Source organism: Comamonas koreensis (assembly GCF_014076495.1).
Classification (GTDB): Bacteria; Pseudomonadota; Gammaproteobacteria; order Burkholderiales; family Burkholderiaceae_C; genus Comamonas; species Comamonas squillarum.
Map to the genome: position 1 here is coordinate 641,672 of NZ_CP043575.1, position 18,533 is coordinate 660,204.

Annotated in this window: 18 protein-coding genes; 2 read left to right on the forward strand and 16 right to left on the reverse strand. The window is 65.6% G+C overall.

All coding sequences use genetic code 11. The annotated features are described in order from the left end of the window. Positions 1–8 precede the first annotated feature (8 nt). The 5 genes from F0Q04_RS03040 to F0Q04_RS03060 are packed head-to-tail and all read right to left on the reverse strand — an operon-like array spanning position 9 to position 5,490. Complete coding sequence (locus F0Q04_RS03040; RefSeq protein WP_182344377.1) at positions 9–872, reverse strand: alpha/beta hydrolase; 864 nt, start codon at positions 870–872, stop codon at positions 9–11. A gap of 28 nt (positions 873–900) precedes the next feature. Next, positions 901–2,577: a dipeptide ABC transporter ATP-binding protein gene (locus F0Q04_RS03045; RefSeq protein WP_182344379.1), complete on the reverse strand. Its 1,677-nt coding sequence runs from the start codon at positions 2,575–2,577 to the stop codon at positions 901–903. Then, entirely contained in the window at positions 2,574–3,392 is an 819-nt protein-coding gene (locus tag F0Q04_RS03050; RefSeq protein WP_182344381.1) for an ABC transporter permease, read from the reverse strand. Before F0Q04_RS03050 ends, F0Q04_RS03045 begins: the two co-directional genes overlap by 4 nt. Continuing rightward, the gene (locus F0Q04_RS03055; protein WP_116925371.1) at positions 3,389–4,333 is read right to left on the reverse strand and encodes an ABC transporter permease; all 945 of its coding nucleotides are present in this window, start codon (positions 4,331–4,333) and stop codon (positions 3,389–3,391) included. Before F0Q04_RS03055 ends, F0Q04_RS03050 begins: the two co-directional genes overlap by 4 nt. Positions 4,334–4,338: 5 nt before the next feature. Beyond that, a complete protein-coding gene (locus F0Q04_RS03060; protein WP_116925372.1) occupies positions 4,339–5,490 on the reverse strand; it encodes a C45 family autoproteolytic acyltransferase/hydolase in 1,152 nt (383 codons plus the stop codon). Between the two features lie 248 nt (positions 5,491–5,738). Between F0Q04_RS03060 and F0Q04_RS03065 the strand changes: the two genes are divergently transcribed. After that, on the forward strand, positions 5,739–6,614 hold the full coding sequence (locus F0Q04_RS03065) for a GntR family transcriptional regulator (protein ID WP_232539490.1): 876 nt from the start codon (positions 5,739–5,741) through the stop codon (positions 6,612–6,614). Positions 6,615–6,623: 9 nt separating this feature from the next. Here the strand turns inward: F0Q04_RS03065 and F0Q04_RS03070 are convergent, their stop codons facing one another. The 11 genes from F0Q04_RS03070 to F0Q04_RS03120 form a co-directional block, all read right to left on the reverse strand. Further along, a complete protein-coding gene (locus F0Q04_RS03070; RefSeq protein ID WP_182344383.1) occupies positions 6,624–7,370 on the reverse strand; it encodes a siderophore-interacting protein in 747 nt (248 codons plus the stop codon). A gap of 114 nt (positions 7,371–7,484) precedes the next feature. Continuing rightward, a complete protein-coding gene (locus F0Q04_RS03075; RefSeq protein ID WP_182344385.1) occupies positions 7,485–8,474 on the reverse strand; it encodes a 2-hydroxyacid dehydrogenase in 990 nt (329 codons plus the stop codon). A 23-nt stretch (positions 8,475–8,497) separates the two neighbouring features. Next, positions 8,498–9,448 (reverse strand): sugar kinase, encoded by a 951-nt coding sequence (locus tag F0Q04_RS03080; RefSeq protein WP_182344387.1) that lies wholly within the window; start codon positions 9,446–9,448, stop codon positions 8,498–8,500. A 49-nt stretch (positions 9,449–9,497) separates the two neighbouring features. Then, the gene (locus F0Q04_RS03085) at positions 9,498–10,310 is read right to left on the reverse strand and encodes a sugar phosphate isomerase/epimerase family protein (RefSeq protein WP_182344389.1); all 813 of its coding nucleotides are present in this window, start codon (positions 10,308–10,310) and stop codon (positions 9,498–9,500) included. Between the two features lie 151 nt (positions 10,311–10,461). Further along, positions 10,462–11,217: an amino acid ABC transporter ATP-binding protein gene (locus F0Q04_RS03090; RefSeq protein WP_021027999.1), complete on the reverse strand. Its 756-nt coding sequence runs from the start codon at positions 11,215–11,217 to the stop codon at positions 10,462–10,464. A gap of 309 nt (positions 11,218–11,526) precedes the next feature. Continuing rightward, positions 11,527–12,318 carry a transporter substrate-binding domain-containing protein gene (locus F0Q04_RS03095; RefSeq protein WP_409935120.1) on the reverse strand — a complete coding sequence of 264 codons (792 nt, stop codon included), beginning with the start codon at positions 12,316–12,318 and terminating at the stop codon, positions 11,527–11,529. 184 nt (positions 12,319–12,502) lie between these two features. Further along, complete coding sequence (locus F0Q04_RS03100) at positions 12,503–13,144, reverse strand: amino acid ABC transporter permease (RefSeq protein ID WP_116925378.1); 642 nt, start codon at positions 13,142–13,144, stop codon at positions 12,503–12,505. A gap of 18 nt (positions 13,145–13,162) precedes the next feature. After that, positions 13,163–13,834, reverse strand: coding sequence for an amino acid ABC transporter permease (locus tag F0Q04_RS03105; RefSeq protein ID WP_116925379.1), 672 nt, complete (start codon positions 13,832–13,834; stop codon positions 13,163–13,165). Between the two features lie 118 nt (positions 13,835–13,952). After that, a complete protein-coding gene (locus F0Q04_RS03110) occupies positions 13,953–15,080 on the reverse strand; it encodes a LacI family DNA-binding transcriptional regulator (protein WP_182344391.1) in 1,128 nt (375 codons plus the stop codon). 291 nt (positions 15,081–15,371) lie between these two features. Continuing rightward, positions 15,372–16,358: a LysR family transcriptional regulator gene (locus tag F0Q04_RS03115; protein WP_182344393.1), complete on the reverse strand. Its 987-nt coding sequence runs from the start codon at positions 16,356–16,358 to the stop codon at positions 15,372–15,374. Between the two features lie 48 nt (positions 16,359–16,406). Further along, positions 16,407–17,570 (reverse strand): NADH:flavin oxidoreductase/NADH oxidase, encoded by a 1,164-nt coding sequence (locus F0Q04_RS03120; RefSeq protein WP_182344395.1) that lies wholly within the window; start codon positions 17,568–17,570, stop codon positions 16,407–16,409. Positions 17,571–17,732: 162 nt separating this feature from the next. Between F0Q04_RS03120 and F0Q04_RS03125 the strand changes: the two genes are divergently transcribed. Next, a complete protein-coding gene (locus F0Q04_RS03125) occupies positions 17,733–18,182 on the forward strand; it encodes a substrate binding domain-containing protein (protein ID WP_182344397.1) in 450 nt (149 codons plus the stop codon). Positions 18,183–18,533: the final 351 nt, after the last annotated feature.

Sequence of the window (18,533 nt, forward strand, 5' to 3'; positions counted from 1 at the left end):
ACAGGTTCTTACACCGAGGCAGCTTGCGGCGTGCGCAGGCACTGCTGCAAGAAGGCCTCGACCGGCTCGATGACCTTGAAGGGCTCGTGCGCAATGCCGGGCATGGTGTCGCGCTGCACGCGGATGCCATGCGCGGCAAAGCTGTCGGCCAGCGCGGTGATGCGCTCGATGCGGTTGTCGCCCTGCAGCTGGGCGCCATCCATCCACAGCGCGCTGTCGCGCGGAATGGTGATCTCCCAGGTGGCGGTGTCGGCCGTGCCGATGATGGTCTGCACGGCTACCTCGCGCATCGCGGCCAGGTTGAGCGTGCGGCCAAAGCGCTGCTCGATATCGCGCACGCCCACCCACCAGTCGTAGTCTGTGTTGAGCAGGGTGACCACGCCCGGCGCGCCAATCGAGACGGCCTGCAGGCGCTCGGGGTGCAGCAGAAAAAAGCGCTGGCAGAACTGGCCGCCGCCCGAGAAGCCATACATCAAAAAGCGCTGGCTGCGCACGCGGTACTTGGCCGCCACCTCATCGACCATGGACAGCAGCACCTGGTCATAGCGGATGCCATGGAAAAGAATGCGCTTGTAGTTGGCCAGATCGCCCGCCACGCCAATGCCGGCGGGGAAAAGCGGCGCCAGCACGATGCAGTCATTGCGGTCGGCAAAGTCGGCAAAGCGGTCGCGGTACTGGCTGGCGGTGCGGCCCGTGCCGTGCACGATCACCGCCAGGTCATAGAGCTTGTCCTCGCTTTCGCTGTAGTTCTTGGGCACGTAGAGGCAGTAGCTGAAGCGCTGGTCGAACTGGCTGGCAAAAAAGGTGGTGGCGCCAAAGTCGTAAAAGCTCAGTTGGATGCCGTGGCCCTGGCGGGCGGGAAGGGATGACATAAAGGACTCCAGGTAAATTGCTGAATTTTTAGGCAGGGTAGGCGGCGCTGTCTGCAGCGGTGGCGGCCCGGCTCTGGGCATTGCGCCAGCGCAGGTGCACGCCGCCATCGGGCGTCGCCTGCAGCATCGGGATGGCATCGAGCAGCTGGCGTGTATAGGGGTTCTGCGGCTCGTCAAACACGGCGTCGCGCGTGCCCTGCTCGGCAATCACCCCGCCTTGCACGACGATGACCCGGTCGGCAATCTGCTCGACCACGCCCAGGTCGTGGCTGATGAACAGGCACGAGAAGCCATAGCGCTGCTGCAGCTCGGCCAGCAGGTCCAGCACCTGGGCGCGCACCGTCACATCGAGCGCAGAGACCGCCTCGTCGGCAATCATCAGCGCGGGGCGCCGCACCAGCACCCGGGCAATGGCCACGCGCTGGCGTTGGCCGCCCGAGAGCTCATGCGGGTAGCGTGTCGCAAAATCGCCGCCCAGCCCCACATCGGCCAGCGCCTGCTGGACGCGCTCGCGCTTGTCGCTGGCGCTCAGGCCCTCGGCCATGCGCAGCGCCTCGGCCACCAGGGCCTGCACCGTCATGCGCGGGTCGAGCGATGAGTAGGGGTCCTGGAAGACCATCTGGCAGTTGTAGCGGTAGTCCTTGAAGCCCGGGCTGCCCGGCAGCAAGGGCTGGCCCTTGTAGCGCAGGCTGCCGCTGGTGGGCTGCAGCAGGCCCGACAGGATCATGCCCAGCGTCGTCTTGCCCGAGCCCGATTCGCCGACCACGGCCACCACCTCGCCGGGGAAGATATCCAGGCTGATGCCCTTGAGCACGCGCGCCGGTGCCCCCTTGCGGAACCAGCGCTGGCGGCCGCCAAACTCCAGCACCAGGTCGCGGGCCGACATCAGCGGGGCCGTGCGGTCGATCTGGCGCGGTGCGCGGCGCTGGGGCAGGGTGCGCAGCAGCTGGCGCGTGTAGTCATGCGCAGGGGCGGCCAGCACCTGGGCGGTGGGGCCGGTCTCCACAATGTCGCCCTGCTTCATCACCACCATGCGGTCCGCGTAGCGGGCCACCATCGGCAGGTCATGGCTGATCAGCAGCACGGCGGTGCCGTTCTCGCGCGTCAGCTCCAGCATCATCTCCATCACCTCGCGCTGCACCACGGCGTCGAGCGCGGTGGTGGGCTCGTCGGCAATCAGCAGCGCCGGGCGCAGCAGCATGGCCGAGGCGATCATGATGCGCTGGCGCATGCCGCCCGAGAACTCATGCGGAAACGCGCTCAGGATGCGCTGGGTATCGCGCAGGCCCACGCGCTCGAGCATCGCGTGGATGCGCGGCATGTGCTCTTCGCGCGCCTGGGGCAGGTGCATGCGCAGGCCTTCGAGCAGCTGCTCGCCAATGCTCAGGGTGGGCGTGAGCGAGGTCATCGGCTCCTGGAACACCATGGCCACGCGCGGGCCGCGCACAGCGCGCAGCTGGCGCTCGTTCATCGCATAGAGCGACTGGCCGTCCAGCAGGATGTCGCCCGCGCTGCGGCTGATGGCATGGGGCGTGAGCCGCATCACGGCGCGGCTGAGCATGGTCTTGCCCGAGCCCGATTCACCGACAATGCCGACAATCTCGCCAGCGGCCAGCTGCAAGGATGCATTGCGCACCACCAGTTTGCCGGCGCCGGCCGAGAGGCTCAGATTCTGGATCTGCAGCAGGGTAGGGGATGGGGTCATACGCGCCTCCGCATGCGTGGGTCGAGCCGGTCGCGCAGGGCGTCGCCGAGCAGGTTGATGCCCAGCAGTGCCAGCGAGATCGCCAGCCCTGGGAAAATCGCCAGCCAGGCCGCCTGGCTGACATAGGAGCGGCTGCCCGCCAGCATGTTGCCCCAGGTGGGTGCCGGTGGCGCCACGCCCAGGCCCAGAAAGCTCAGCGAGCTCTCGGCCAGGATGATCCAGCCGCACATCGAGGTGGCCATGACGATCACCGGTGCAATGCAGTTGGGTAGCACATGGCGCAGCAAGGTGTAGGTCTCGGAGTTGCCCATGACGCGCGAGGCACGCACAAAATCACGCTCGCGCAGGCCCAGCACCGTGCCGCGCACCACCCGCACCACCGATGACGCATAGGCCAGTGCCAGCGCGATGATGATGCCGCTGGTGCTGGCGCCAAACACCGCCAGCAGGCCCAGCGCCATCAACAGGCCGGGGAAGGCCAGCAGCGCATCGTTGATGGCCATCAGGATGCGGTCGGGCCAGCCGCGCAGGTAGCCGCTGAGCGCGCCAATCAGCACACCAAAGAAGGTGGCCAGAAACACGGTGCTGAGGCTGATGCGGATGCTGGTGGCCGTGCCGCGCATCAGGCGGCTGAGCACATCGCGGCCCAGCTCGTCGGTGCCCATCCAGTGCTGCCAGCCGGGCGCTGCCAGGCGGGTCTTGAAGTTGAGCTTGAGCGGGTCATACGGCGTCCAGAACGTGGCCAGCAAGGCCACGACGACCACCACGGAGACCAGGCCAGCGCCCAGCCAGAAGGAGAGGGAGCGGCGGTTCATGATGCGGCCACCCTGGGGTCAAAGATGGGGTAGAGCAGGTCCACAAAGAGATTCACCAGGACATAGATGCTGGCGATGAAGAGCAGGCAGCCCTGGATCAGCGGGTAGTCGCGGGCAAAAATCGCATCGACCAGCAGACGGCCCAGACCGGGAATGGTGAACACGGTCTCGATCACCGCCACCCCGGCGAGCAGGTTGCCCAGAATCAGGCCCAGCAGGGTCCAGGTCGGGCCAAAGGCGCTTTTGAAGGCATGGCGCAGCATCACCGTCATCTCGCTCAGGCCCTTGGCGCGGGCATGGGTGATGTAGTCCAGGTGCAGCACCTCCAGCGTGGAAGCGCGGGTCATGCGCAGGATCACACCGATCTCATGGAGCAGCAAGGTGGTGATGGGCAGCACCAGGTAGAGCAGCGCCTGCTGCGGGTTCTCGCCAAAGGCGACAAAGCCGACCACCGGAAACCAGCCCAGCTTGAGCGCGAAGAACATCAAGAGCAGCAGCCCCATCCAAAAGGCTGGCAGCGACAGCAGCAAGGTGGCGGTGGCGACCAGCGCCAGGTCGGTGAGGCGGCCCTGGCGCCAGGCGGCCAGCATGCCCAGCGGCACGGCGACCAGCGTAGCCAGCAGCACGGCAGGCAGCACGATCTGGGCGCTGACGGCAAAGCGCTCCCAGATCAGCGCGGCAACCGGTTGGCGGTTGGAGATGGACTGGCCCAGGTCGCCCTGCAGCACATGGCCGGACCAGACCAGGAACTGCGTGGGCAGGCTGGCGTTGAGGCCCAGCTGCTCGCGCAGCGCCGCCAGCGATGCGGCATCGGCCGAGTCACCCAGCATCAGCGCTGCCGGGTCACCGGGGATCAGGCGCACCAGAATGAAGACGGCCAGTGCCACGATCACCAAGGTCGGAATCGCCATGCCGATGCGGGTGGCAGCGAATTTCCACATGGCGCTCAGTGCTCCAGCGCCGCAGCGGCGGCGGCAGAAGGTTCAGCCGCGCCATCGCCATGCAGGCGGTAGGTGGTGAACTGGCGGTTGATGGCCGGCAGCGGCGCGATCTCCATGATGCCCAGCGCCGGCTCCATGACGATCATCGCGACGGTGGCGGTCAGGTTGCCCCCATCGGCGGGGCGCGGTGGGCGGCATACCGCATACGGCGAGAGGAAGTCGTCAAACAGCGCCTTCTTCAGCGATTCGCGCGTCAGCAGGCGGCCTTGCTCCTGCAGGATCTTGCGCACCCGCCAGTCGCGGTAAAAGCTCTCGGGCACATGGGGGATGCCGGTGTCCCGCAGCTTGGCCAGCGCCACCGGGCTGACCCAGTGGTTGGCGTGCACGATCATGCCGTCCTCGGGGTAGAGCGGGAAGGCCTCGTCGGGCGCGCATTCAAAGTCAATGCCAAAGCCCGCGGCCGATGCCACCATGATGTTGTTGGAGCAGGACTTGGGCGTGGTGGCCACCGCCTTGGCGGCCAGCGCAAAGTGTTCCTGCTCCAGCACCTTGCGGCGGATCAGGCCCAGCGGAATGCCCAGCTTGGTGTAGTCGCGCTCGCATTCGAGGTAGTTGGCGGTGATCGAGATGCCTGCGGCGTTGAGGCCGCTGCGGGCCAGGCCGCCGGCTTCGACAAAGGTCAGGTAGTCGGGGCCATGGTCCTGGCGCACGCGCAGCACCACGCCGGTCTCGGCGCATTCGGCGCGCCAGTCCCAGTTCTGGCCATGGATCAGGTTGCCCGAGGCGCTGCGCTCGGGCAGCAGCATGGCGCCGGTGCAGCCGTCGTCCAGCTCGTCATCGACGGGCTTGGTGGACTGGGCGCGCGCCAGGGCCACCACCTCGGTGCGGGCATTGATCATCACGATGTCGTCGAGCGCAACGCCCGATCCTTCGGCAATGCCGCGCATTTCTTCGAGGTAGTTCTCGTCAAAGGCGGCGATCTTCTGGGCGTACTCGGCGATCAGCGCGGCCTTGTGTGCGGCACTGATGCCGTACTTCTCCAGCGCGCCGCCGTAGAGGGCTGCGCTGCGGGCAATGCGGTCTTTGAGCGCCGCGCCATACTGGCGCCCACGGGCTTGCGGGGCGCCAGACAGCGTGACGAGTGGAAACGGCGACATCTTTTTCCTTTTGTGTTTTGTGAACTTTTAATACATTAATTTCGTGGTCATTGACTGTCAATTTGTTTTTTATAGAATCAAACAAAACTTAGGGAAACTACGATGAAGGATGCTGCCAAGACGGGAAGCCTGGCGCGTATGCTCGGGGCTGGCCGGCAAAAACAAGATGCTGCGCGCCACCGCCACCGCCACTGCCGCCGCGTTGCGCAGGCGCGGGCCGCAGCAGCACAACCCAGGGGAGAATCGGTTTGAAGCAATCGCTGAGTTCTTTGCAGATCGACGTCGCGCGCCAGCTGACGGCGCTGATGCATGGCGGCCGCTGGCGCGTGGGCGACCGCATCTCCGACCTGCACCTGGCCGATGAGCTCAAGGTCTCGCGCACGCCGGTGCGCCAGGCGCTGATGCTGCTGACGGCCCAGGGCCTGGTGGCCTACCACCCGGGCCGGGGTTTTCGGGTCGAACGCGTTCCCGATGGCGACGATGCGCTGGAACAGCTGGTGCCCCCTTCTGAGGCCGAGGCGCTGTACAGCCAGATCATGAACCACCGCGCCAGCGGCCAGCTGGCCGGCGAAGTCTCCGAGGCGCAGCTGGTGGAGCTGTTTGGCGTGACCCGGGGCGCCGTGCGCCGCGTGCTGATGCGCTTTGCCGCCGAGGGCCTGACCGAGCGCCTGCCCGGCCATGGCTGGCGTTTTACCGAGAGCCTGGACAACCCCCAGGCCGTGCATGAGAGCTATGATTTTCGGCTCATCGTCGAGTGCGGCGCACTCAAGATGGCGGACTTTGCGCCCGATCCCGAGCAGCTGCAGCAGCTGTTCCGCGAGCAGTCAGATATCTTGCAGATGCCCGTTGAGCAGCTGCGCCAGGATGTGTGGTTCAAGGCCAATGCGAATTTCCACGAAACCCTGGTGTCCTGGTCGCGCAACCGCTTTTTGATCGAGTCGGTGCGCCGGCAGAACTCGCTGCGCAAGATCTCGGAGTTTGCGCATTTCAGCCATTTGAGCGAGCAGCACATCCGCCAGGCCTGCACCGACCACCTGGGCATTCTCAAGGCGCTCAAGGAAGGCGATGCCGACTATGCCGCGGCGCTGCTGCGCCGGCATATTTCGCGCTCGGCGGAGATCTAAAAACAGGGTCTAGGTTTTTTCCAGGTCCGCCTTGGGCGCGCGCAGCTCGTTCTCGCTCATACCCCGGCGCCAGTAGGCCACGATCAGCTGCTCCTGCTTGCCCAGCCCCAGGCTGTCCACTGCCCAGGCGCGCAGCGCCTGCGCGGTGGCAAACTCGGCGCCTACCCATAAAAAGCGGCTGGCGCCTTCAATGGCTTGTGCGGCGCTCCAATCCAGTGCTTGCACCGCCCGCTGCAGCTGCTCGCCGGTGCCTGCAGCTGCGCCTGCGCGGTACAGCCAATGCCACTGCATGCCGGGTGGCAGGCGTATGTCGATCGCGTCCTGCGGGTCGGCTATCTCGCAAACCACATGGCCGCGCGTGCTGGCAGGCAGCCGCTCTGCGATGCGGGCCAGTGCGGGCAGCGCGCTGTCGTCACCAGCGAGCACCATCCAGTCGGCAATGCGGGCCGTGCGGCCACCGGGTTTGAGGATCTCGACACAGTCGCCGACCTGCGCCTGCTGGGCCCTGCAGGCGCCCGGGCCGGCATCGGCATGCAGCAAGAAATCGATCTCCAGCCATTGCGCATCGGCATCGAAGGCGCGGACGGTGTAGACGCGTGTGCTGCTGGCGCCGTCGCGTTGCGGCGATGGAAACACCAGGCGGCAGTGGATGTTGTCGTGCTGGCAAAAAGGCGCCAGCTGCGCGCCGGCAAAGCGGATGCGGCGGTAGCCGGCAGAGGGGGAGGCGAGGGAGAGAACCTGGAGAGTCGAAGGCATGCCGCAGTCAGGAGACAAGACGAGAAAGTGGGTGGCCGCTGGCGCCGTGCTGGACACCAGAATGCCGAGCGGCCATTATGCGGGCGCTCCTGCGCTTGGCCCGTCTCCCTCAGCTCAGGCCTGGCTCAGATCAAACCCGCCTGCAGGCTTCTCACCCGCCAGCACCTGCAGTAGGTTGCTGGTCGCCATCTCGGCCATCGCGTGGCGCGTCTCGTGCGTGGCCGATCCGATATGCGGCAGCGCCACCACCTTGGCATGGGTGCGCAGGGGCGATTCGACCGGCAGCGGTTCGGTGGCAAACACATCCAGGCCGGCTGCGCGGATCTGGTCGGTATCGAGCGCATGCAGCAAGGCGGCCTCATCGACGATCGCGCCGCGCGAGCCGTTGATGACGATGGCGCTGGGCTTCATCATCGCAAAGGCGTCAGCCCCCAGCAGGTGCTTGGTCTCGGGGGTCGATGGCACCACGGAGACGACAAAATCTGCCTCGCGCAGCAGCGCATCGCGCGCCACATAATGCACCTGGCCGGCCAGCGTGCCCAATTCGCTCTCGGGCACCACGCTGCGGTTGTTGTAGAGCACGCGCATGCCAAAGCCCAGCGCCGCGCGCCGGGCGAGCGCCATGCCGATGCGGCCCATGCCCAGAATGCCCAGCGTCTTGCCATGCACATCCCAGCCAAACAGCTCTTCGCCAATATTGCGCTGCCATTGGCCCGAGCGCACATACATCGCCAGCTCCGGAATGCGGCGGCTGGTGGCCATCAGCAGCGCAAAGATGGTGTCGGCCGTCGTCTCCGTCAGCACGCCAGGCGTGTGGCACAGCGCAATGCCGCGCTCGCGCAGCGATGCCAGCGGGTAGTTGTCCACCCCCACCGAGATGCTGGAGATCACCCGCAGCTGCGGTGCTTCATCGAGCAGCGCATCGGTGATCGGGTAGCTCGAGCCGATCAGTGCCTGGGCCTGGGGCAGCGCTGCAAAAAACGCATCGCGCTGCGCTGCGATGCGCGGGTTGGCCACGGTCACGTCATGCGCGGCTTGCAGGCGGGCCAGTTGGTCCTCGGGCAGTTCACGAAAAACCAAAATCTGGTGGCGGTTGCTGCTCATTGCTGCTCCTGGATGCGTTGAAATCAATAGCCGGCGGCGGTCAAAGCTTCGCGGGTCGGCAAGCCTTCGGAGTCGCCCAGCACCTGCACCTGCAGCGCGCCAATCCAGCAGCCGCGCTTGACGGCATCGGCCACCGAGCGGCCGTCGAGCAGGCCGCTGATAACGCCCACCGCAAACGCGTCGCCGGCGCCCACGGTGTCCACCACCTTCTCGACCGGGCAGCCGGCCACATAGCCGGTACCGGCCTGGGCGTCATCGTAGTAGGCACCTGCTTCGCCCAGCTTGACGACGACCAGGCTTGCGCCCTGGTCGCGGTAGAACCGGGCCACCGCTTCAGGCGTTTTGTGGCCGGTCAGCAGCTCGCCTTCGGCCAGGCCGGGGAAGACCCAGTCCGCGCCGGCAGCCAGCGCATTGATCTCGCGGCGCATCGTGGCCTCGTCCTGCCACAGGGTGGGGCGCAGGTTGGGGTCAAAGGAGATGGTGCTGCCCGCTGCGCGGGCGATTTGCAGCGTGCGCTGGGCAGTGGCCAGGCTGGTCTGCGAGATCGCGGCAAACACGCCGGTGGCGTGCAGGTGGCGGGCCGAGGCCAACCAGGGCTCATCGATGTCGGCCGGGGTCATCAGGCTGGCGGCCGAGCCCTTGCGGTGGTATTCCACCTGTGGGTCGCTGCCGTCATCGCTGCGGCCCTTGATCTGGAAGCCGGTCTTTTGCGCCGGGTCCAGCACCACATGCTCGCAGTGCACGCCTTCGCTCTTCATCTGGTTGATGAGGTAGCGCGCCATCGAATCGGCACCCAGGCGGCTGGCCCAGTGGGTGTTGAAGCCCAGGCGTGCCATGCCGGTGGCCACATTGATCTCGGCGCCTGCAATGCGCTTGGTAAAGAACTCAGCGTTCTCCAGCGGGCCGGCGCGGTCGGCAATCAGCAGCATCATCGCTTCGCCAAAGGTGGCGACATCAAAGGTCTTGGTGGTCATGGCCGTGTCTCTCTTGGGTGCTGGTAGCTGTTGGTTTGTTGGGAGCTGATCAGGAGGCCTTGGCCTGCAGTGCCGTGGCGTCGCGCAGCACGGCCAGCTCCTGCTGGGTGACGGCGACCAGGTCGTCGCCGATCAGCGGGTACTCGATGGCGCGGGGTGCATCGCTGGGCAGCGCGCGCAAAATGGCGCGCCAGGCCGCTGCCGATTCGGCCAGCGGCACGGCCACCCATTTGGCGGGCAGGCGTTGCACGCCCTTGGCATGCACATAGGCCACGCGGCTGCCAAACAGCTGGGCCGCTTGCAGTGCGCATTCGCCCAGGTAGTGCCAGTTGCCCATGTCAAAGGTCATCGGCAAGCTCAGGCCAGCGGCATCGGCAGCGGCAAAGAAGCGCTGCAGTGCCTGCACGGTGCCGGCGGCCGTGGTCTGGTCGTTCTCGATCAGCAAGGTGAGGCCCGCGCCATCGATGGCGATCTTGAGCGCCGCAAAGCCCTGGGCCGAATGTGCGACCGATTGGCTGGCAAAGCCGCCGATCGACATCTTGAGCCAGGTGGCGCCCAAGGTATGGCTGGCGGCTATCGCGTGTTGCACGGCGGCGGTGTTCAGGCTGCCGTCCATCGCAAACAGCGGCTGGGGGCAGGAGTAGACCAGGTCCAGCTGGTGCGCGCGGCCATAGGCGGCCAGCGCGGGCAGTTCCTGGGCGGCATTCAGCAGCAGCTCTTCGCGCACTTCATAGCCGTTGGCGCCTGCGCGGTGCGAGAGCCGGGCAAAGTAGAGCTGGCCGTGGCGGCGCACTTCGGCATTGCCAAAGGAGGTGAGGGAGATCAGCGCGGGCGAGCCCGCGTTTTGCAAAGACAAGGCCATGGTTGTTATCTGTAGTGGCCGTTGGCGCCCGCCGGCCGGCGGGGCGCTAGCAGCGATCAAGGAAGTCGTGGTGCACAGTGTTCGGTTGCGGCATGGGCGTTGTACGGGCCCAGGGGCGTGGCGCTGGCGCGCCCCCCGCGCCGCCACACCATCAATGGTTGCTGAGAATCTGGCCCAGGAACTGCTGGGTCTTGGGGTGCTGCGGGTTGTCAAAGAACGCGGCCGGTGGGCCTTGCTCGATGATCTTGCCGTCGGCCATGAAGATCACGCGGTCGGCCACGCTGCGGGCAAAGCCCATTTCATGGGTCACGCAGAGCATGGTCATGCCGTCTTCAGCCAGGCCGATCATGGTGTCCAGCACTTCCTTGACCATCTCGGGGTCAAGCGCCGAGGTGGGCTCGTCAAACAGCATGATCTTGGGGGCCATGCACAGCGCGCGGGCAATCGCTACGCGCTGCTGCTGGCCGCCCGACAGCTGGCTGGGGTACTTGTCCGCCTGGTCCGGAATGCGCACCCGCGTCAGGTAGTGCATCGCGCGCTCCTGCGCCTCGGCCTTGCTCAGGCCGCGCGAGCGCATTGGCGCCAGCATGCAGTTCTCGACAATCGTCAGGTGCGGGAACAGGTTGAACTGCTGGAACACCATGCCCACTTCCTTGCGGATGGTGTCGATCGCCTTGCTGTCACCCGTCAGGTCCGTGCCGTCCACGGTGATCTGGCCCTTTTGGATGGCTTCGAGCCGGTTGATGCAGCGGATCATCGTCGACTTGCCCGAGCCCGAAGGCCCGCAGATGACGATACGCTCGCCGGCACGCACGTCGAGGTTGATATCGGTCAGCACCTGGAAGTTGCCATACCATTTCTCGACGCCTTGGAGGCGAATGATGGGTGCTTGCGAAGGGGTCGTCATAAAGCAGTCTTGTCGTGTGTGATGAGCGTTTGCACGAGGCGGGTTGGATGCGCGGGACGGCCAGCTAGGGCCGCCCCGACGCAAAGGCCGTCGTCCCCCTCTTAGGGCGGCTCTGCAAAACTCCCTGCCTTGGTCTGAACGCGGGCTCGGGCGATTCGCTGTGTTGTCTTCCTTGTCAATAGCTCGCTATTGACTGCAAAAGACGCCTTGCGTCTCATCCCGATCCGCGTCCATCCCATGGGGCGAGGGTCTTGCAGAGCCTCCCTGGGGGAAGGCGCGCAGCGCCTCAGGGGGTAGCCCGTTCTAGGGTTAGTCCAGTTTTGGCAGGTCAGCGCCCAACCACTTTTGGTACAGCTTGTTGAGCTCACCATTGGCGGTGTTCTTGGCGATAAAGGCGTTCACGGCTTCGGCCACTTCGTCCTGGCCTGGGCGCAGGGCCACGGCCATGTTCTGCTGCAGCAGCTGGAACTTGTTCTCGAACTGGCCAGCAGGTGCGCGCTTGGCGATCTGGGCAGCCACGGTCACCGAGCAGCCGATGGCATCGACCTGGCCCGACAGCAGCGCTTGCATGGCCGATGCGTCGTCGTCAAAGCGGCGGATCTGCGTGCCTTCTGGCGCAGCCTTGGTGACGGCCACGTCCTGGGTGGAGGCACGTGCCACGCCCACGCGCAGGCCCTTGAGGTTTTCCGGGCCCTTGATGGCGGTCTTGGTCGCGCCAAACAGCACGATCGATGCGGCCGAGTAAGGCTTGGAGAACAGCACCTGCTTGGCGCGCTCAGGCGTGATGGCCAGCGAGGCGATCAGCATGTCGACCTTGTTGGTCAGCAGGAAGGGGATGCGGTTGGGGCCGGTCACGGGCACGATCTCGGCGGTCACGCCCCATTCCTTGGCCAGCAGCTTGGCCACATCGGCGTCGTAGCCGTCAGGCTGGTTGCTGCCGTTCAGGATGCCGTAGGGCGGGAAGTCCACCAGCATGCCGATCGTAATCTTGCCCTTTTTCTTCAGATCGGCCAGCGACTGGGCCGATGCGGTCAGGGGCAACAGGGCGCTGGCAGCCAGGGCGGCAGCAGCGGAGGTGAAAGTGCGGCGGGAAATCTGCATGCTCATGTCTCCTAAGGGTTTAATAACGCAGCAAGAAGGGAAAAGGAATGAATACAGGCCTATCGTCAGAAGCACCCGCGTTGTTGCAGCAGGGCCCATCGGCGGGACGCCGAGCAAGGGCCGCCCCGCAGCAAGGGCGTCGTCCCCCCTGGGGGGAAGGCGCGTAAGCGACTCAGCGGGGTGTTCATCTGGCTTGGCGCTTCTCAAGGCGGCCCGCCCAGAGGGACAGCGGCCAGCACAGGATGAAGTAAACGGCACCGACGACACCGAACACCAGCATCGGCTGGAAGGTGGCGTTGTTGATGATCTGGCCGGCACGCGTGATCTCGGTAAAGCCGATGATGGCCGCCAGCGACGTGCCCTTGATGATCTGCACCAGGTAGCCCACGGTGGGGGCCACGGCAATCTTCATCGCCTGGGGCAGCACGACGGCGCGCATGCGCCAGAAGTAGGACAGCGACAAGGCCTCGGCCGCTTCCCACTGGCCGCGTGGCACCGCCTGGATACAGCCGCGCCAGATTTCGCCCAGGAACGCGCCGCTGTTGAGAATCAGCGCCGCAGCGGCTGCCACCCAGGGGTTGATCTCAAAGCCCAGAATGGGCGCGCCAAAGAACACCAGGAACAGCTGCAGCAGCAGTGGCGTGCCCTGAAAAATCTGGGTAAAGGCGGTGGCAATGCCGCGCGCCAGGCCGTTCTCGGAGGTGCGCGACAGCGCAATCACCAGGCCCACCAGGGCGCCGCCAATAAAGGCGATCAGGGACAGGGCCACGGTCCACTTGGCCGCTTCCACGATGAACCACAACTCGGGCCAACCAAAAGTACGCATATTTCTCTCCGAGGGGGCTTATCGGCGGTCTGGGTAGTTCAAGGCCATCTGGTAGATGAGCTTGAACAGCAGGTTGAAGGCCAGCGACAGCAGCAGGTAGATGGCGGCCACGACGATGTAGACCTCAAAGCTGCGGAAGGTCTCGGACTGGATGTTGGCGGCCACCGAGGTCAGGTCGTCGGCCGAGATCACAGACACCACGGCCGAGCTGAGCATCAGCAGGATGAACTGGCTGGTCAGCGCCGGGTAGATGGTCTTGAGCGCGGGCTTGAGGATCACAAAGCGGAAGATCTCCCAGCGCTTCAGATCCAGTGCCAGGCCCGCTTCTATCTGGCCCTTGGGGATGGACTCGATGCCGGCGCGGATGATCTCGGTCGCATAGGCGCCCAGGTTGACCACCATGGCCACCAGCGCGGCGGTTTGCGGCGACCAGCGCAGGCCGATGGCCGGCAGCGCAAAGAAGAAGAAAAACAACTGCACCAAAAAGGGCGTGTTGCGGATCAGCTCGATATAGGCATTGATGACAAAGCGCAGCGGCGCCGGGCCGGAGGTCTTGCCCCAGGCGCAGACGATAGCGACGGCCAGGCCGATGACCATGGCGAGAAAAGACAGCTGGATGGTCACCCAGGTGCCCTGCAATAGCTGCGGCCAGGCTGCCAGGACCTGGTCGAATTGGAACGTGTAGTTCATGGCGATGCGGCGCTTTTGAAACCGGTTTCAGTAGCGCCTCAGTTTAGCGCAAGGTTACGGAACGATTACTAGGGTTTGCCCTAGTTTGGTGCGTAACGCTGTTTTTAGTGGTTTTGAATCAATGGTTTGGAGATTTTGTCGAGCCGCGCACAATGATGGTGCCTGGTAACTCCACGGTGCGGGCGGGGCTTTGCAGACCCTGGATGCGCTCGATGAGGCAGGTGGCTGCCGCCTGGCCCAGTGCATCGGTGGGCTGGGCCACGGTGCTCAGGCCCGGGCCCACCAGCGCGGCCCAGTCGGTCTCGTCCACGCCGATGATGCCCAGCTCGCGCCCGGGCACCCAGCCCAGCGCGTGCACGGCGGTGGCCACGCGCAGGCTGGCCACGGCATTGCCGGCCAGCACGGCGGGGTGGCGGCCCGTTTGCAGCGCCTGCTGTTGCCACTGCTGCAGGTGCTGCTGCAAGGCGCTGGCGTTGTGCGGTGTGCTCTCCCACACATTGCCCTGCATGGCGGCGGGCTGGCCGCGCCGCGTGCCGGCCTGGCCTTGCAGGTCTTGCAGGTAGCGGGCAAAGGCCTGCTGGCGCGCGGTGCGCGAGCTCACATCGGCAATCGGCTCGGTCACCAGCAGCACTTCGTCAAAGCCTTGCTGCTGCAGGTGGTCCATCGCGATCTGGATCACACCGGGGTTGTCCACGGTCACAAAATCGGCGTCCATCCCTTCCTGGAAGCGATCCACCAGCACGATGGGCTTGCCGTGCAGTTGCGCGTCCTGCCAGAGCTGGGCGCTGGTGTCCACACGGTTGAGGATCATGCCGTCGAGCTGGTAGGCCGACAGCGCATGCATGGCATCGCGCTCGCGCCCGGCCTCATTGCCCAGGTTGAACAGCACCAGCAGGTAGCCAGCGGCCTGGCAGGCCTTTTCTGCGCCCTGCAGCACCGCCACCGAGAAGGGGTTGGTCACATCAGCCACCGCTAGGCCGATGAGGCGCGTGCGGCCATGCTTGAGCGCCTGCGCCATCGGGCTGGGCCGGTACTGCAGGCTGGCAATGGCCTCCTGCACGCGCTTGGCCATGTCGGGGGTGAGGATGTCGGTGCGGCCATTGAGGTAGCGCGACACCGTGGCCTTGGATACCTGGGCCGCCAGCGCCACATCGGCAATCGTGGCCCGGGCCTTGGGGGCGGCAGGCTTGGCTGCGCCCGGTGGGCTGGGGCGCTGGGGAGTGGCAGGGGGCGCAGGCTTGGGCACGGGGCAGTCCAGGGTGGTCGTTACGGTAGCGATGGTAGCGCCGAACCGCACGCCTGCCGCATTGGCCGGCCTGCGGGCGGAGGGAGGCAGTCGCGCAGGTGCGACCCCGGGGGCCCGGTTGGCACCAGGCGTTTGCTGCAGTGCAAAAGCGGCAGTTATCCGATTCTCACCCTGTGGATAATTTTGTGCAATGTTCCCGTTGTTGCGTGAGAAACTCCCTGCAATCTCCCTCTAGAGAAGAAATGCACACCGGGAAGCCGGTTTCTGTGGATAAGTTAATTTCATAGCAACTTAGTCAAGTGCTGTGTGGGCGTTGAGGAGGCAGTCGATGAAGGCTTGCGCCACACGGCTCGGCGCAGGCGATAAGCGCCACATGGCCACGAATTGGCAGCGGTATTGGAAGCGTTCTGGCCGCACAGCCCGCATCAAACCTTGGTTTTCAAAACTGGCGGCATAGTGGTCCGGCAGAAAGCCCAAAAAACACCCGGACAAAATCAAGGTGGCAATCGACTCCTGGTCAAACCCGGTGGCCGCACGCGGCAGGCGCACGCTGTGGCTCAGCTCCATATTGGGCGAGTGGTAACCCAGGCCGGCAAACGGGTAGCTGCGCAGCTGCTCCCAGTCCAGGTCTTCATGCGTCTGCTCCCACAGGTCATGGCCGGCGGCGCAGTACAGCTGCATGTTCTCGGCAAACAGATCGCGGTAGACCAGGCTGGCCGAGCTGCGGTGCGCCGGGATGATGCCCACATGAAAGCGCCCATCCATCAGGCCGCGCTCAATGGCGTTGATCGAGCTGACATGCAGCTGCAGGTTCACATCCGGCGCCTGGCCGTGGAACTGCGCAATCGCGCGGTGGATCTGGGCCTGCGGGTTGCTCACCGTCTTGTCGAAGATGGCGATCTCCAGATTGCCGCCCATGCGGGCGTGGATATCGTCAATGCGGCTGCGGAACAGATCGACGCCGCCCAGCAGTTGCAAGGTGGCCTCGTAGACCTGGTGGCCCTCCGGCGTCAGCGCAAAGCCCGCGCGCCCGCGCCGGCAAAGCACCATGCCCAGGCGGGTCTCCAGGTCCTTCATATGGCGGCTCAGCGTCGACGTGCCGATGTTGAGCTCCAGCTCGGCGGCCGACATGCCCCCGCACTCCACCACGCTCTTGAAGACCTGCAGCAGCCGCAAATCCATATCGCTGAGCTGGCCCAGCACCGCGCGGGCGCGGCGGGCTGCAGCTGGGGGGTGGGGCGGGGAGGCAAACACGGGAGGGCGGGCAGGCATCCGCATAGCTTAGCGGCTTTGGGTGCTGCCTCCCTTAGTGTTTACAGAACGTGTTTAGCGCACGCCTACCGCTGCGCCACGGAAGAGCTTGCTGAACTCACGCGGCTGGCTGCGCCAGTACTGGCGTGGCGCATCCACCTGCGCGCCCAGGCTGGCGGCCGCATGCCAGGGCCAGCGCGGGTCGTACAAGGCCGCGCGGCCAATGGCGACAGCATCGGCCTGGCCCGAGGCCACAATGTGCTCGGCCTGCGCAGGCTCGGTCACCAAACCGACGGCAATCGTGGTCAGGCCCGTGGCCTGCTTGATCGCCTCGGCAAAGCCCACCTGGTAGCCCGGCTGCACAGGGATCTGCTGGGCGGTCGACAGCCCGCCCGAGGACACATGGATGGCGCTGCAACCCAGTGCCTTCAACCCCTGCGCCAGCGCGATCGAACCATCGATATCCCAACCGCCCGGCGCCCAATCCGATGCCGAGATGCGCACCCACACCGGCTTGGCCGCAGGCACTGCCGCGCGCACGGCGGCAAACACCTCCAGCGGGTAGCGCAGGCGGTTCTCCAGGCTGCCGCCATAGGCGTCGCTGCGGGTGTTGGAAAGGGGCGAGAGGAACTCATGCAGCAAATAGCCATGGGCCATGTGGATCTCGATGCCATCAATGCCCAGCGCATCGGCCGCCTTGGCCGCTGCCACAAACGCGTCCTTCACTTCTGCCAGCTCGGCAGGCGTCATCTCGGCCGGCGGCACCTCGCCCGACGCATGGGCAATCGCCGAAGGCGCCTGCGCCACCCAACCCCGGGGCGCATCAGGCGCAATTTGCGCTGCCCCTTCCCAAGGCAGGTGGCTCGATGCCTTGCGGCCCGCATGGGCCAGCTGGATAGCGACAGGAATGGCCGAGAGCTTGCGCAGCGACCCCATCAGCCGCCCCAGCGCCTGCTGGTTGTCGTCCGAGTAAATGCCCAGATCCGCATCGGTAATGCGCCCCACCGCCGACACCGCCGTGGCCTCCAGCACCAGCATGCCCGCGCCCGATACCGCCAGGCTGCCGTAGTGCATCAAATGCCAGTCATTGGCATTGCCGTCCTGCGCCGAGTACTGGCACATCGGGGCGATGACGATGCGGTTGGGGAGCTGGAGTTGGGACAGGGTGAGGGGCTGGAACAGCTGCGAAGGGGTGGCGGTGCTGGTGGGGGTGAGGGACGGGTCTGTGGTTCTTTGCATGGGTGGGTGTCCGGTTGGTTTGCGCTGTTGAGGGTGATGGTCCCGGCGGCAGGCGAGCCGCAGGGTGGCTCCATCGGCAGCTTGCTGGAACGGGGTACAGCGTATTCCTATATTCCGACCTGGGTGCTGTGGGGGATAGCTAAGGGTTGACCCGTTGGGGACATGGGCGCCGGCAAGCCGCGCGACTCCAGCCTGGTCCCCACCGCGCTGGGCAGCAAACGCCGCATGCGCCGCGCCGCTACCAGCTACCTGGGCAAATACCCCGCTCCCCGCGTACTGGGCGACCTGGCGCAGCACCAGTGCATCACCACCACCGAGCTGCGACCCTGGACCTTCCAGACCGGCCAGCAGGAGCGCACTCTGCGCGTAGCCGGCCGCCTCATCTTCAACAGCTTCGAAGGCTCCCACGACGCCTGCATGGCCGGCATCGGCATTGCGCTGCTGTCGAGCTGGTACACGGCGGAATACCTGCAATCAAACCACCTGGTCGCCATCGCGCTGGAGGATGTGCAGCCCAAGGAGCTGGCGGTGAGGGCGGTGTACCCGACGAGGCGGCAGGTGCTGCCTAAGGTGAGAGTGTTTGTGGAGGCTATGCGAGGGGGGTTGGGGTGAGGGGGAGGAGAAGGGCTAATGGGGCTAGGAGTGGCTATGTGGCTGAATGGCTGAAGGTATGGCTGCATTGCAGCGACTGCTGCCCTTCGGTCGCAGCGGTTGGCCGTATCTTGTTGGCCTCCATCCGGTCATTGCACCATCCGCTCAACGACCAGACGAACGCCCGGTCCGAGAGGTGCAGCAGTCATTCGTGGCAACGTGACGCTCTCCGAGGACGGAGCCCACAGATGACCGCTGCCGACAATGGTGGGCTCACGCTACGACCCGTTGTTGTCGTTCGTGTCGACCAGCAAACGACCCTCAGCCGATATTTACGCCGTCAATTAGGCCTCGAGGAAGCAGACATTTGAC

Coding starts and splice junctions, on each gene's coding strand:
- F0Q04_RS03050 (WP_182344381.1), bottom strand. CDS start 3,392: ATGAACCGCCGCTCCCTCTCCTTCTGGCTGGGCGCTGGCCTGGTCTCC.
- F0Q04_RS03040 (WP_182344377.1), bottom strand. CDS start 872: ATGTCATCCCTTCCCGCCCGCCAGGGCCACGGCATCCAACTGAGCTTT.
- F0Q04_RS03045 (WP_182344379.1), bottom strand. CDS start 2,577: ATGACCCCATCCCCTACCCTGCTGCAGATCCAGAATCTGAGCCTCTCG.
- F0Q04_RS03115 (WP_182344393.1), bottom strand. CDS start 16,358: ATGCGGATGCCTGCCCGCCCTCCCGTGTTTGCCTCCCCGCCCCACCCC.
- F0Q04_RS03080 (WP_182344387.1), bottom strand. CDS start 9,448: ATGACCACCAAGACCTTTGATGTCGCCACCTTTGGCGAAGCGATGATG.
- F0Q04_RS03090 (WP_021027999.1), bottom strand. CDS start 11,217: ATGACGACCCCTTCGCAAGCACCCATCATTCGCCTCCAAGGCGTCGAG.
- F0Q04_RS03105 (WP_116925379.1), bottom strand. CDS start 13,834: ATGAACTACACGTTCCAATTCGACCAGGTCCTGGCAGCCTGGCCGCAG.
- F0Q04_RS03085 (WP_182344389.1), bottom strand. CDS start 10,310: ATGGCCTTGTCTTTGCAAAACGCGGGCTCGCCCGCGCTGATCTCCCTC.
- F0Q04_RS03125 (WP_182344397.1), top strand. CDS start 17,733: ATGGGCGCCGGCAAGCCGCGCGACTCCAGCCTGGTCCCCACCGCGCTG.
- F0Q04_RS03060 (WP_116925372.1), bottom strand. CDS start 5,490: ATGTCGCCGTTTCCACTCGTCACGCTGTCTGGCGCCCCGCAAGCCCGT.
- F0Q04_RS03095 (WP_409935120.1), bottom strand. CDS start 12,318: ATGCAGATTTCCCGCCGCACTTTCACCTCCGCTGCTGCCGCCCTGGCT.
- F0Q04_RS03120 (WP_182344395.1), bottom strand. CDS start 17,570: ATGCAAAGAACCACAGACCCGTCCCTCACCCCCACCAGCACCGCCACC.
- F0Q04_RS03070 (WP_182344383.1), bottom strand. CDS start 7,370: ATGCCTTCGACTCTCCAGGTTCTCTCCCTCGCCTCCCCCTCTGCCGGC.
- F0Q04_RS03075 (WP_182344385.1), bottom strand. CDS start 8,474: ATGAGCAGCAACCGCCACCAGATTTTGGTTTTTCGTGAACTGCCCGAG.
- F0Q04_RS03055 (WP_116925371.1), bottom strand. CDS start 4,333: ATGTGGAAATTCGCTGCCACCCGCATCGGCATGGCGATTCCGACCTTG.
- F0Q04_RS03100 (WP_116925378.1), bottom strand. CDS start 13,144: ATGCGTACTTTTGGTTGGCCCGAGTTGTGGTTCATCGTGGAAGCGGCC.